Raw genomic sequence first — 13,218 nt, 5'->3', positions numbered from 1 at the left:
ACTCCGCAGTCCGGCTTCTGCCGGGATCGTCTCAGGCTAGCGGGCGAATCTTGCCAAGCGGTTAGCGGGCACGGGGTTTACGGGGCGACCGGCGACGGGACGGCGGCCAGAAGGGCCGCGACGGCCGCGCGCGCGCGGGTTCCCTCCTCGGCCAGGCGGGTGCCGCGGGCCAGAAGCCCTCCCTCCGCTTCAGGGTCCGGTGCGACCACGAGGGTGGCTGCGGCCTTCCACGGCGCGTCGCCCTCGGCGCTCAGGCCGGGCCAGTCCCGCGTCCAGGTCCGAAGGCGCGCCGCCTCCTCGGCCTCGCCTGCGGCCATGAGCAGGGCGCGGGCAGGGGCAAAATCGCCCAGCTGGACATGCGCACGGCCGCGCAGGGTTCGTGCCTCGGGCAGGTCCAGCCCACTCAGCAGGGCCAGCGCCGCCCGGGCATCGCCGCGCGCAAGCTCTCCCTCGGCGGCGAGCAGCCGGTCCCCGGCCGCAGCCTCTGGCCCGAGCGGCCCGAGCCATTGCAGCGCCGGATCGGCAAATCCGAGGTCGAGCAACCGCCGTGCGATCTGGCCACGGACCTCTGGCGCGATTCCGGGCGGGTCCTGATCGGCCGCCAGCACGGCATGGGCCAGAAAGTCGTCATCCCTGGCCAGCCGGCCGGCGATCTGCCAAAGCTCGGGCGGCGCGGTCCCTTCGCTTGCGTCGAAGGCCGCGGCTGTCTGACCGGAAAGGGCCAGGGCAAGCACCAGAGCACGGCGGATCGAAGGTTCATCCGGGCGGCCATCGCTTTCCCCCAGTACGGCGGCAAGCGAGTCCGCCACCTCCGGCGAAAGCGGTTCGGCCTGTGGCAGATGGGTGTCGACCAGGGTGATCAGCGGCGCGATATCCGCCCCGGCCTCGGCAACGGCGGCCGCCGCATGGTCCCGCGCCGCCTCGGGGCGCTCGGCGTGCAGGTCGACCTTGGCGTCCAGAAGGGCGATGGCCCCGGCATCGGCGAAGGGCGCCCGTTCCATCGAATCGCGGATGAGCCTGGCGGCATCGCCGTCCCCGCGCGCCAGCATCTTTTCCGCGAGCCCCGCGCCAAGCGCCGTGCGCAGGTGGGGCGGCAGCGCAAGGAAACCGCGCTGGATCGCCGCTACGTTGACATCCCTCCCTTGCGGCAGGCGATCCAGCGCGAAGGCGGCCCAGAGCGCGGCGGGTCCGTCACAGGGCAGCATCTTCGCGAAAGGTGTCGTCGGATCGCTTTCGCCTTCGACCAGCCGTGACATCGACTGGTACCAGGCAAGCTCTGGCGGTGCCTCTGCGGTGGGAACCAGGGCCGCATACTGCCGCGCCTCGGCCCCGAAGCCGAGAAAGAGATGCCGCCGCACCGACTCGAGCACGGCGTCGGTCTTCACCGCATCGAACTCGCCATAAAAGCCCGAGCGCCCACCCGCCAGAAGATCCAGCGCCGACTGGCCCTCGCCCCAGGCGGGGAGGTCCAGCATCTCCCCGGGCGCACATTCGGCCAGGATCGCGGGTTCGGTCGAGCCGCCGCCCAGGCTGGCGGCGACTCCGGGCAGTTCGCCGATATGGACATGGCTTCCCGGCAGGTCCTCGAGCGCCGCGTCGGCCACCTTCGGCGGCTTGCCCGGAAGCTCCATGTCGACGACACCTTCGGCAGCGCCCCGGCTGATCTCGGCAAGGAGCTGGTCGCGCAGCGGCTCCAGCGAGACCGCGCCGGTCGCGAGTTCCGGCAGGTCCAGCGGGGAATTTGTGCTGCCCGCGGTTCCGGGAAGATCCGACAGCCAGTCGTAGCCTGTCGCTTCGGCCTGCGGCGCAGGCACGGCCTCGGCCGAGCCGGGGTCGAAGGGCTGTTCGAAGCCCGATCCCGCCGGGGCCGGTCCGTCCTTGATGTCCAGGACGATCACCCCCGGACGATATTCGAAGGGCAGGACATGGCAGTCGCATGCCAATGACAATTGCAGCGCGCCAGAGCCGGGTTCGACTCGCAACGCCTGCAGCCGGGTGCGGGGGATGAGGTCCCAGACCCGGCCAAGCTCGTAATCCGGCTGCGAGGGGCCCGCAAAGGCGAAGCCGTATCCCATCGGCGTCCGGCCGAGGGTCCAGCCCGAAGCCGAGGGAAGCTCCACCACCAGGCGGGTGAACCCGTCATGCTCGCCCGATCTGATGCTGGCGGTCTCGGCCAGGGCGGGGAGCGTCAGCGACAGCAGGAAAAGGCAGGCCAGGCGGATCATGCGGCGTCCTGCTTCAGGGTGCGCATCGCCTCCTCCAGCTCGCCAAAGCCGGGGCGGACATGGTGCGGCGTGTTCTGGCGGCCGACCTCGATGCAGATGTTCGCCGGATGGCGGTGCAGGTTGGCGATCAGCACCTCGCGGATGAGCTGGTAGAAATGGATGTCCTCCTCGACCACGGTCTTCACCCGCGCGGCGAAGGGCCCCATCAGCCCGTAGGCGAGGAACACGCCCAGGAAGGTCCCGACCAGCGCGCCGCCGATCATCTTGCCCAGCACTTCCGGCGGCTGGTCGATCGAGCCCATGGTCTTGATCACCCCCAGCACGGCGGCCACGATCCCCAGCGCGGGAAGCCCGTCGGCCATGGTCTGCAGCGCATGGCTGGAGTGCATCGCATGGTGCAGAGTCGATTCCATCCGCTTGTCCAGCACTTCCTCGACCTGGTGGGGGTCGTCGTAGTTCATCGAAGCCGCGCGCAGCGTGTCGCAGATCAGTTCCATCGCCTCGTGGTCGTGCAGGATGCGCTGGTACTTGTTGAAGATCGACGAGGCCTCGGGCGTTTCGATGTGCTCTTCCAATGCGACCGGATTGGCGCGGGCCAGGCGGATCAGCTCGAACAGCAGGCAGAGCAGGTCGCGGTAGTCGTCCGGCTTCCATTTCGGGCCCTTGAAGACCTTGCCCACGTCCTTGAGCGTGTGCTTCACCGCCGACATGTCGTTCGAGATCAGGAAGGCCCCCACCGCCGCCCCGCCGATCATGATCAACTCGAACGGCAAGGCCTTCAGGATGATGCCCATCTTGCCGCCGGCGAGGACATAGCCGCCGAAGACCATGACGAGGATGACGGCAATTCCGACGAAACCAAGCATCTTGCACCCTGACCCTTTGCCTGCCGCCACTATCCGGGCGGCCGGTTAAGACTTTGTCACCCGCCGCATCATTCCTTCGGCGCGCCGGCATTGCGGCCGGCGACGATCACGCTGACGCCATAGGCGGCCTCGGAGGACATGCCGGAGAGGATGGCGGCCGCCGGTTCCGGGGGCATCCGGGCCAGGAATCCAGCCGCGAATTCCGGTGACATGGTGTTGAAAAGCGCGGCCGCGTCCTTGGGTTTCATCGCCTGGTAGACGGCGGTGAGGCGCTGGATGTCCTCCTCGGCGGCGCCATCGGCCAGCGCAAGGGTGGCCTTCAGCTCCTCCTCCATCGCCGCCATCCCGGCCATACGGCCGGCCATCGCCTGATCCGCCAGGGCCAGGGCCGCGAGCCGATCCTGCAGGGCGGCCTCTTGGACGGCAAGGCGATCCTCGCGCAGTTTCAGCGCCTCGGCCACGGCGGCGGGGGTCTCGCAGGCGGCGGGGGCGGCTTCGGGGCCGGGCTCCGGCGCGTCCCCGGACCGAGCCAGCGCGCTGCCCACGCCCGAGCCCAGCCGCAAGGCGCCGGAGGTGGCGAAGAGCATGGCGACGATGAAGAGCGCGCCCTGGCCAGCCTTGCGGCGCGCGCTCATTCCGCCGCCTCCATCGTCTCGCGCCGACGGCGGACGAAGCGGGGGCGGCGGTCGTCCTCCGCCGGGTCCGCCTCGGCGGGTCGGGCGGCGGGCTTCGGCTCGGGCAGGTCGTGCAGGGAAGCGACCAGAAGCTCCAGCCGCCGCGTCACTTCCTCGCCCCTCGCGGTCAGCGCGGCCAGGCTTTCGGCCGAGCCATTGGCCGCCCCCCGCGCCTTGTCCAGGGCGGCCGTCATCTCGTCCACCTGGGCCGAAAGCACCGCGATCGCGCCGCCCATCCCGCTTTCCAGCGTGGTGAAGCGCTTCAGCCGCGCCGCCAGGACGTAGCAATAGACCGCGGCCCCGAAAGAGCCTGCGACAAGAAGGATATCAGCGATCAGGTCCATGGCCCGTCCTTCAGTTCAGCACGAATTCGGTGATCAGCAGGTCGCGGACCCGCCCTTCGCCGGTCACGATCTGGATCCGGCGCAACATTTGCGCCCGCAGCCGCGCCATGGCGGCCGGATTCTCGATGTCCGCCGTGTCGATCGCGCGGAGATAGCTGTTCAGCACGTCCAGGATGCGCGGCGCGAGCAGCGCGACATCGTCCTGCGCCGACTCCACCACCTCGACCTGGGCCGAGAAGCGCAGATGCTCGGACCGCGAATCGGGGCCGAGCGAGATCACCAGCGTCTCCAGCGGCACGAAGGCAACGTCGGTCAACGGTCCTGGCGCTTTCCCGGCCGTGGCGCTCTCCTCGCCCCCGCCCAGCACGAGGCCCGACCAGGTTGCGTAAAAGCCGCCGCCGCCAAGGAGAATCGCCAGGACCAGCCCAATCAGCAGGGGTTTCCTCGACCGCTTCGGCGCGGTCTCCTCGGGGTTCGTATCGGTGGTTGCCACGTCCAGCTCCGTCCATTCGACGAAGGGACCATAGGCGTAAGGTCACTAACCGATTGTTAAGCCGCGCAAGTCATTGCTTGGGCATCGGCAGAAGCCAGGATGCGGAGAATCGCCTTGCAGAATGTGTTCACTCTTTGGTCCTCGCTTGACCTGCGCCGCCGGATCGTCGTGGTGGGCGCCACCCTTGCCATGTTTGCCGCCGTCCTCGGCCTCAGCCGAATGGCCGCGGCACCCGATATGGTGCTGCTCTACGCCGAGCTGGAGCCCGGCGCGGCGGGTGAGGTGATCGCGGCGCTGGACCAGCGCGGCGTGCCCTATGAGGTCTCGGGCGATTCGATCCTTGTCGATGCCGTTCAGCGCGACGGGCTGCGGATGGCGTTGGCCGCCGAAGGGCTGCCGGCGGTCGGGGGCGGTGGGTATGAGCTTCTGGACCAGCTTTCCGGTTTCGGCACCACCTCGCAGATGTTCGACGCCGCTTACTGGCGCGCAAAGGAGGGCGAACTGGCGCGGACTCTCCTCGCCATGCCCGAGATCCGGGCCGCCCGTGTCCATATCGCCAGCGGGCCGACACGGGCCTTCCAGAGCGAGACGGATGCCTCGGCCTCGGTCACGCTGACCACGACCACCGGCTCGCTGACCGAGGCGCAGGCGCGGGCGATCCGGCATCTGGTCGCCAGTGCCGTGGCCGGGATGCGGGCCGACAGCGTGCAGATCATCGACACGGTCGGGGGCCTGATCGGCGGCGAGGAGGATGCCGAATTCGCCTCGGGCCAGGCGGCCGACCGTGCCGCTGCGATCAAGGGCAATGTCGAGCGCCTGCTGGCCGCGCGGGTCGGGGCGGGCAAGGCGGTGGTGGAGGTCGCCGTCAGCCTCGTGTCGGAACGCGAATCCTTTACCGAGCGCAAGTTCGATCCCCAGGGCCGCGTCGCGATCTCGTCGGAGAGCGAGGAGCGGACAGGGTCGTCGACCGAGCCGGGCGGCGATGTGACCGTGGCCTCGAACCTGCCCGAAGGCGATGCGGAGGCCGGGGAGCAGGGCAGGAGCCAGTCTTCCGAAACGCGCGAGCGGGTGAACTACGAGGTCTCGGAAACCCAGCGCGAGGTGCTGCGCACGCCCGGCGACATCCGCCGCCTGACGGTCGCCGTGATGGTCGACGGGGTGGCCAGCGTCGCGGCCGACGGCACGCGGACCTGGGAGCCCCGCAGCGAGGAGGAGCTTGCCACCCTGCGCGAACTCGTCGCCTCGGCCGTGGGTCTGGACGAGGCGCGCGGCGATGTGCTGACGCTGAAGACGCTGGAATTCCAGGAGCTGCCGCTGGCCGAAGGCACCGAGGCCGCCAGCCCGCTTCTGCCCGCGTTCGGCCCGCTGGACCTGATGGGCATGATCCAGACCGCGATCCTGGCGGTGGTGGCGCTGGTGCTGGGGCTGTTCGTGATCCGGCCGATCCTGGCGTCCTCGGCCCGCGCCCTGCCTGCGACCGAGATGCCGCTTGCGCTGCCCCCGGCCTTCGAGATGTCCGGCGCGCTGGATGGCGAGGTCGAGCCCGCCTTCCCGATGCCGGCCTTCGGCAGCGCCATGGCCGATATGCCGGACCTTTCCGCCGTCGAGGAAGATCCCGCCTCGCGTCTGCGCCGCCTGATCGAGGAGCGCCAGGCCGAATCGATCGAGATCCTGCGCAACTGGATGGAAACCGAAGAGGAGCCCGCGTGATGGCAGGTCTGCGGCTCGAGATCTTCGACACCGCCGCCGCGCCGGATGGCGGCCTGCAGCCCCTGGTCGAGGTGAGCGCGCTGGAGGAGGCGAAGATCGCCTCGTATGAACAGGGCTATTCGGCCGGCTGGGAGGATGCCTCGGCTGCACAGCAGGGCGACCAGAGCCGGATCCGCGCCGACCTTGCGCGCAACCTGCAAAGCCTGTCCTTCACCTTCCAGGACGCCCGGAGCCATGTCCTGCAGGCGGTCAGGCCGCTGATCCTGGAGATGGCGGGCCGCCTCCTGCCCGGCATCGCGCGCGAGGCGCTGGCGCCGACCGTGCTGGAGGCGCTGGCACCGATGGCCGAGGAAATGGGGGACGCTCCGGTGACGCTGGTCCTGAACCCGGCGGCGCGCGAGCGGGTCGAGGGGCTGGTGGCGCAGGCGAGCGGCTTGCCGGTGGTGATCGAGGAAGAGGATTCGCTGGGCGAGGGGCAGGTCTACATCCGGCTCGGCCCACGGGAGACGAGCGTCGATCTGGACCGCGTGACCCGGGACATCTCGGCTGCCGTCCACGCCTTCTTCAACCTTTCAGACGAGGAGCCTTCCCATGGATGAACTGGCCGACAGCAACCCCTTCAGCCAGGTCCCGATCGAGGTCACGATCTCGGTCGGCCGCGCCCGTCCCCTGGTGCGCGACCTCCTGCGGCTGTCCAAGGATGCGGTCCTGCAACTGGACCGCAGGGTGGACGATCCGGTGGAACTGTATGTCGGCGACCGGCTGATCGCCCGGGGCGAGCTGACCGAACTGGAGGGCGAGAATGCCGGCCAGCTTGCCGTCCGCCTGACCGAGGTCGCCAATCTTCGCGGTGGACTGTGAGCCGCAGCCTGCTCCTTGCCGCGCTGCTGGCCGGCGTCGCCGGGCCTGCGGCGGCGCAGGCGCTGTCGATCGACCTGGGCGGGGAGGGCTCGCTCTCGATGCGGTCGGTGCAGCTTCTGCTGCTGGTCACGGTACTGAGCATCGCGCCCGGTCTGGCGGTGATGGTGACCTGCTTTCCCTTCATCGTCACCGTGCTGTCGATCCTGCGGCAGGCGATCGGGCTGCAGCAGGCACCGCCGAACATGCTGATCGTCAGCCTTGCGATGTTCCTTACCTGGTATGTGATGGATCCGGTCTTCACCGAGGCCTGGGTCAGCGGGATCGAGCCGCTGACCAGCGGCAGGATGGAGATGGGCCCGGCGTTGCAGGCGGCGATCCTGCCCTTCCGCGAGTTCATGTCGCTGCGGGTCGATCCCGAGACCTTCCAGATCCTCCAGGACCTGCGGGTGACGCCGGGGGCGGCGGTCGCGCCGGTTCCGCCGGGCGAGGCGCCTCTTTCCTTGCTCGTGCCATCCTTCCTGCTCTCCGAGATCCAGCGGGCCTTCGAGATCGGGTTCATGATCTTCCTGCCCTTCCTGATCATCGACCTGGTGGTGGCGGCGATCCTGATGTCGATGGGGATGATGATGGTCCCGCCGGCGGTGGTCTCGCTGCCGTTCAAGCTGATCTTCTTCGTGGTGGCGGACGGTTGGGCGCTGGTCTCGGGGGCGCTGGTGCGGAGCTATTTCTGAGAAAGGGCCGTCCACGCGGGCAGACGCTGAGGATGCCGTGATATCAATGGGTTGCCTGTGGATATTCAGGATTGGTTAACCCGGCTGTGGCTGATTGCTGCGGGCAAGGGTGGTGGGAGCCGTTCCGGAGCGTCATGGCCTGGGGGCCGGCCGCTCTGCCAAGGGGCGGCTCCTCAAGCACTTCGTGCACTCGTCGCAGTGCGTCGGAAAACAGCTGGCGGTGCGGCTCCTCGGGTACTTCGCGGCTCGTCGCGGGACCGGGGCGAGGAGTGCACGAAGTGCTCGACGAGCGGCTGTGGGAGGGGGGCAGGTCAGTCCAGGATCCGGCCGGGCGCCACCCACCAGGCGGGATGCGTGGTGCGGAGGGTCGCGGCGGCGTTCTCTGCGGTGGCGGAGTCGGCGAACAGGCCGAAATGGGTGCCGCCGGAGCCGGACATCCGGGCCAGGAGGCAGTCCGGCGTGGCCTCCAGCGCCGCTTGCACTTCCGCCAGAACCGGGGCGACCTCGCGGGCGGGGGCCGCGAGGTCGTTGCGCGTATGGGCGGAAAGCCAGGCGGCAAGCGCGGGGGCGCAGGCCAGGGCGTGGGCGGGCAGGTCGGGCAGCGGGGGATTGTCGCGCCGGGCGAGGGCGGCGAAGACCGGGGGCGTGGGGACGGGCACACGCGGGTTGACCAGGACGCAGGCCATGGCCGGAAGCGGCGGCAGGGGGTGCAGGATCTCGCCGATGCCGGACATGCGGGTGGGGCGGCCGGCAAGGCAGACCGGCACATCGGCGCCAAGCCGCAGCACCCCTGCCATCGGTGGCAGGGGCCTGCCGGTCAACCGGGCCAGAGCGCGCAGCGTGGCCGCCGCATCGGCCGAGCCGCCGCCGATGCCGGAGGCGAGGGGCAGGATCTTCTCCAGAACCAGAGTCGCGTCCAGGCCCATCGCAAGGGCCGCCCGCAGCACCAGATTGTCGGGCCCGGCCGTGAGATCCGCGGCCTCGGGCCCGGTGATCCTTAGCGTGAGCTCCGGTCCCATGTCCGCGCTTACCCGGTCGCCCACCGAGGCGAAGACCACCAGGCTGTCGAGCAGGTGATAGCCGTCCGGCCGCCGCCCGGTGACATGGAGACAGAGGTTCAGCTTGGCCGGGGCGAAAACCTGGACCGGCTCAATCGCCATTCTCGGCGGCCTTGAGCGGAGGCTTGGCCGGGGCCGAGCCGCCCTCCGCCGCCATCACCGCGTCGAGCCCGAGTTCAAGCTTGCGGCGGATGCGCTCGGCATCGGTTTCGGTCGGCTCGAAGGAAAGCGCCCGGCGCCACTGGAACCGCGCCTCGAGCTTGCGGCCCACCATCCAGTAGACGTCGCCCAGATGGTCGGTGACGACCGGATCGACCGGCTCCAGGAGCGAGGCCTTCTCCATCGGCTCCAGCGCATCGGCATAGCGGCCAAGGCGGAAATAGGCCCAGGCGAGGCTGTCGATGATATAGCCCTTGTCCGGGTCGGCGGCGACGGCCTTCTCGATCATGGCCAGCGCCTCGTCCAGCTTCTCGCCCCGGTCCACGAGGCCGTAGCCGAGATAGTTCAGGACCTGCGGCTGGTTGGGGTTCAGCTCCAGCGCCTTGCGGAAATCGGCCTCGGCCGGGGCCCAGTCCCTCAACTGCTCGTGGCAGATGCCGCGATAGAAGAACAGCACCCAGTCCTCCTTGCCGATCCGGGGCTTCAGATCAATGGCGGCGGTATAGGCGGTTCGCGCCTCGTCGAAACGGTCTTCGGCGCGCAGCATGTCGGCCAGGGCGAACTGGACCGAGACCAGGCCGGGATTGGCGCGGGCCAGGGCCTGCAGCGCCTCGATCGCGGCGTCGACCTTGCCGTCCGACCAGAGCGCCCCGGCGCGGCCGATCTCGGCCGAGACATGGGCGGGATCCTCGGCCGGGAAGCTGGCGTAGGTCTCGGCGGCGAGCTGGTGCTGGCCCAGCGTTTCCAGCACATCGGCGGTCAGAAGCTTGGCGTCGGTATGATCCGGGCGCAGGTAGCCCGCCACGCGCAGGTGCAGGAGGGTATAGACCGGATCGGCGTCGCCGTTCAGCGCGGTGGCGACCGAGAAGAACACCTCGGCGATGCCGTCGCGGGCGGAGCGGACCGTGTCGAACGGCAGGGGCTCGCCGGCCTGGAGCCGGTGGCGCAGGGCATCGACGATCGGGTCGGGGCCGGTGCCGAAGGATTTGTCCAGCAGTGCCAGCGCATCGGCGTTGCGTTCCAGCTGGCTGAGGATCTGGACATGGGCGAAAACGCCGCGACGCATCATGTAGATCGGCCCGGCGGCGCGGCCGGAGAGGATCTCGTCGGCGCCCTCGAGATCGCCGACCGAGGCGAGCGCCAGGCCCTTGTGGTACTGGCCGAAGGCGGCGAGGCCCTCGGTCCGGCTGATCTCGTCGAAGGCGGCAAGGGCGTCGGACATCTTGCCCGCGCCGACACTGGCCCAGGCGCGGACCAGGCCATCGACCAGTTCTCCGACATTGCGACCCTTGTCGGCGGCGGCCAGCAGGGCGGCGTAATCCTCGCGCTGGGCCTCGTCGGCGAGAAGGGCAAATTCGGCGAGCTGGCTGGGCTCGGCCTGCAGGGTCTTGAGCTTGCGCGCGGCCTCGACGGCCAGGGCAAAGTCGCCACTGCCCAGTTCGGCAAGGATCGCGCCTTCCAGCAGGGCCGGGGTGCTGCCGTCCGAGAGGATCGCGCGGCCGTACCAGCCCGAGGCGGCGCGGAAATCGTTCTGCGCTTCGGCCACCCGCGCGGCGAGATAGGCCCCGGCATCCTCGGCCCGCAGCGGGGTGCCCAGGGCTGCGGCAAGCGCAAGCGCGGTGAACAGGCGGGACTTGGGCATCGGACACTCCTCGGGCGGTGCCGGAAAGCTAGCGGGCCGGGCGGGACAAGGCAATGCGGGCGGGCCTTGTCCCGCCCGCCCGCAACCTTTTGCGCAACACGCTTGCGTGAACCGTCACATGTTGGGGTAGTTCGGGCCGCCGCCGCCCTGGGGCGTGGTCCAGTTGATATTCTGTGACGGGTCCTTGATGTCGCAGGTCTTGCAGTGGACGCAGTTCTGGAAGTTGATCCGGAAGGTGGCGTCCTGGCCTTCGCCCAGCACCTCGTAGACTCCGGCCGGGCAGTAACGCTGCGCGGGTTCGGCGTATTTCGGCAGGTTGACGGCGATCGGGACCGAGGGGTCCTTCAGCACCAGGTGGGCGGGCTGGTTCTCGTCATGGTTGGTGAAGGAGAAGGCGACGTTGGTCAGCCGGTCGAAGGACAGCTTGCCGTCGGGTTTCGGATAGTCGATCGGCTGGAAGTCCTTGGCGAGGCCGGTCGCCGCCGCGTCGGACTTGCCGTGCTTCAGTGTGCCGAAGAGCGAGAAGCCCAGCGTGTTGGTCCACATGTCGAGGCCGCCGCCCATCAGGCTGGCAGTCAGGCCGAACTTCGACCACAGGGGCTTGACGTTGCGGACCTTCTTCAGGTCCCTGGCGATCGGGCCGGAGCGGACCTCGGTCTCATAGGCGGCCAGCTCATCCCTGGCGCGGCCGGCGGTGATGGCGGCATGGGCGGCCTCGGCGGCGGCCTTGCCGGAGAGCATGGCGTTGTGGTTGCCCTTGATGCGGGGCACGTTCACCAGGCCCGCCGAGCAGCCCAGAAGCGCCACGCCGGGGGCGACCAACTTCGGGATCGACTGCCAGCCGCCCTCGGAGATCGCGCGGGCGCCATAGGCCACGCGTTTGCCGCCCTTCAGCAGGTCCGCCACCATCGGGTGGTGCTTGAATCGCTGGAATTCCATGTAGGGGTAGAGATGCGGATTCGCGTAGTTCAGGTGGACGACGAAGCCCACGTAGACCTGATTGTTTTCAAGATGATAGATGAACGACCCGCCGCCCGCGTTCTTGCCCAGCGGCCAGCCCATCGTGTGGGTGACGGTGCCCTCGCGGTGCTTCGAAGGGTCGATCTCCCAGATTTCCTTCATGCCGAGGCCGAACTTCTGCGGGCAGTGGCCGTTCGACAGCTGGTATTTGCCGATGACTTCCTTGGCCAGGCTGCCGCGCACGCCTTCGGACAGGAAGACATATTTGCCGCGCAGTTCCATGCCGGGCTCGTAGGAGGGGCCGGGCTCGCGCGTTTCGGGGTCGCGGCCGAATTCGCCCGCCACCACGCCGACGACGGTGTCGCCCTCATAAACCAGCTCGGAACAGGCCATGCCGGGGAAGATCTCGACGCCCAGCCCTTCGGCCACGCCGGCCATCCAGCGGCAGACGTTGGCCATCGAGACGATGTAGTTGCCATGGTTGTTCATCAAGGGCGGCATCGGCCAGTTCGGGATGCGGATCTGGCCCGCCGGGCCGAGGAGGTAGAAGTTGTCCTCCTTCACCTCGGTCTTGATCGGCGCGTCCATGGTCCGCCAGTCGGGCAGCAGGGCATCCAGGCCGCAAGGATCGAGGACGGCGCCGGACAGGATATGCGCGCCGACCTCGGAGCCTTTCTCCAGCACCACGACCGAACGATCGGGATCAAGCTGCTTGAGCCGGATCGCTGCCGAGAGGCCGGCAGGCCCGGCGCCGACGATCACGACGTCATAGTCCATCTTCTCGCGCTGGATCGCGGTCATGCCTGTTCCTCCCCCCGGGGACGCCAAATTCCTGCGGGGTTCCTGTTGCCCCAGCATCGCCCCGAGGTCAACCGTGACGCGGTGGCGCGGGGGTGCTTCGCCGCCGGTTTCCGGCATCCCCCCTTGCAATTCCGGGGCCCATCGGGTGAGGTGAGCGCGAGATCGTATGAAGTCACAGGTCGCAACCCGGCCCGTGGCTTCTTGTTTTGCAGTGGAAGGCCGATGGAAAAGATCCCGATGACGCGGCGCGGTTTCGACGCGCTGGATGGCGAACTGAAGCAGCTGAAAACCGTCGACCGCCCGGCGATCATCCGCGATATCGCCGAGGCGCGCGAGCATGGCGACCTGTCGGAAAACGCCGAGTACCACGCCGCGCGCGAGAAGCAGGGTTTCATCGAGGGCCGGATCAAGGAGCTTGAGGGCCTGCTTTCCCTGGCGGAGGTCATCGACCCGTCGAAACTCTCCGGCTCGGTCAAGTTCGGCGCCACGGTGACGGTGGTGGACGAGGATACCGATGAGGAAAAGACCTATCAGATCGTCGGCGAGACCGAGGCCGACATCGAGAACGGGCTTCTGAACATCCGCTCTCCCCTGGCCCGCTCCCTGATCGGCAAGGACGAGGGCGACAGCGTGGAGGTCAAGACCCCCGGCGGAACCCGGTCCTACGAAATCCTCAGCGTCCGCTATCTTTAGG

The 13,218-nt window shown here is 69.0% G+C and carries 13 protein-coding genes; 5 read left to right on the top strand and 8 right to left on the bottom strand.

The window, feature by feature from the left end; all coding sequences use genetic code 11:
* Positions 1-77: 77 nt before the first annotated feature.
* From I7S92_RS09130 to I7S92_RS09110, 5 genes are all read right to left on the bottom strand, one after another.
* On the bottom strand, positions 78-2,225 hold the full coding sequence (locus tag I7S92_RS09130) for a hypothetical protein (RefSeq protein WP_197643190.1): 2,148 nt from the start codon (positions 2,223-2,225) through the stop codon (positions 78-80).
* Complete coding sequence (gene motA / locus I7S92_RS09125; RefSeq protein WP_197643189.1) at positions 2,222-3,091, bottom strand: flagellar motor stator protein MotA; 870 nt, start codon at positions 3,089-3,091, stop codon at positions 2,222-2,224. The genes I7S92_RS09130 and motA overlap by 4 nt, the downstream gene beginning before the upstream one ends.
* Before the next feature lie 68 nt (positions 3,092-3,159).
* Complete coding sequence (locus tag I7S92_RS09120; RefSeq protein WP_197643188.1) at positions 3,160-3,726, bottom strand: MotE family protein; 567 nt, start codon at positions 3,724-3,726, stop codon at positions 3,160-3,162.
* A complete protein-coding gene (locus tag I7S92_RS09115) occupies positions 3,723-4,109 on the bottom strand; it encodes a hypothetical protein (RefSeq protein WP_197643187.1) in 387 nt (128 codons plus the stop codon). The genes I7S92_RS09120 and I7S92_RS09115 overlap by 4 nt, the downstream gene beginning before the upstream one ends.
* A 10-nt stretch (positions 4,110-4,119) precedes the next feature.
* Positions 4,120-4,602 (bottom strand): flagellar basal body-associated FliL family protein, encoded by a 483-nt coding sequence (locus I7S92_RS09110; RefSeq protein ID WP_197643186.1) that lies wholly within the window; start codon positions 4,600-4,602, stop codon positions 4,120-4,122.
* A gap of 99 nt (positions 4,603-4,701) precedes the next feature.
* Between I7S92_RS09110 and fliF the strand changes: the two genes are divergently transcribed.
* From fliF to fliP, 4 genes are read left to right on the top strand one after another with little or no spacing between them, the layout of a single operon-like run.
* The gene (fliF, locus tag I7S92_RS09105; RefSeq protein ID WP_197643185.1) at positions 4,702-6,312 is read left to right on the top strand and encodes a flagellar basal-body MS-ring/collar protein FliF; all 1,611 of its coding nucleotides are present in this window, start codon (positions 4,702-4,704) and stop codon (positions 6,310-6,312) included.
* Complete coding sequence (locus I7S92_RS09100; protein WP_197643184.1) at positions 6,312-6,911, top strand: FliH/SctL family protein; 600 nt, start codon at positions 6,312-6,314, stop codon at positions 6,909-6,911. The genes fliF and I7S92_RS09100 overlap by 1 nt, the downstream gene beginning before the upstream one ends.
* The gene (locus I7S92_RS09095) at positions 6,904-7,173 is read left to right on the top strand and encodes a FliM/FliN family flagellar motor switch protein (RefSeq protein ID WP_103257611.1); all 270 of its coding nucleotides are present in this window, start codon (positions 6,904-6,906) and stop codon (positions 7,171-7,173) included. Before I7S92_RS09100 ends, I7S92_RS09095 begins: the two co-directional genes overlap by 8 nt.
* Positions 7,170-7,904 (top strand): flagellar type III secretion system pore protein FliP, encoded by a 735-nt coding sequence (gene fliP / locus I7S92_RS09090; protein WP_197643183.1) that lies wholly within the window; start codon positions 7,170-7,172, stop codon positions 7,902-7,904. The genes I7S92_RS09095 and fliP overlap by 4 nt, the downstream gene beginning before the upstream one ends.
* Positions 7,905-8,215: 311 nt before the next feature.
* Here fliP and I7S92_RS09085 read toward each other — a convergent pair whose 3' ends face one another.
* The 3 genes from I7S92_RS09085 to I7S92_RS09075 form a co-directional block, all read right to left on the bottom strand.
* Positions 8,216-9,064, bottom strand: a complete 849-nt coding sequence (locus I7S92_RS09085) for a 4-(cytidine 5'-diphospho)-2-C-methyl-D-erythritol kinase (protein WP_197643182.1) — start codon at positions 9,062-9,064, stop codon at positions 8,216-8,218.
* Positions 9,054-10,763, bottom strand: a complete 1,710-nt coding sequence (locus tag I7S92_RS09080) for a tetratricopeptide repeat protein (RefSeq protein WP_197643181.1) — start codon at positions 10,761-10,763, stop codon at positions 9,054-9,056. The genes I7S92_RS09085 and I7S92_RS09080 overlap by 11 nt, the downstream gene beginning before the upstream one ends.
* A 114-nt stretch (positions 10,764-10,877) precedes the next feature.
* Positions 10,878-12,524, bottom strand: a complete 1,647-nt coding sequence (locus I7S92_RS09075; RefSeq protein ID WP_197643180.1) for an electron transfer flavoprotein-ubiquinone oxidoreductase — start codon at positions 12,522-12,524, stop codon at positions 10,878-10,880.
* Positions 12,525-12,746: 222 nt separating this feature from the next.
* Here I7S92_RS09075 and greA point away from each other — a divergent pair, with 222 nt between their 5' ends.
* Complete coding sequence (gene greA / locus I7S92_RS09070; RefSeq protein WP_197643179.1) at positions 12,747-13,217, top strand: transcription elongation factor GreA; 471 nt, start codon at positions 12,747-12,749, stop codon at positions 13,215-13,217.
* The last annotated feature ends 1 nt before the right edge of the window (position 13,218 follow it).

It is taken from the genome of Tabrizicola soli (genome assembly GCF_015999335.1).
Lineage (GTDB): Bacteria > Pseudomonadota > Alphaproteobacteria > Rhodobacterales > Rhodobacteraceae > Tabrizicola > Tabrizicola soli.
This window is presented reverse-complemented; position numbering and strand designations above follow the sequence as displayed.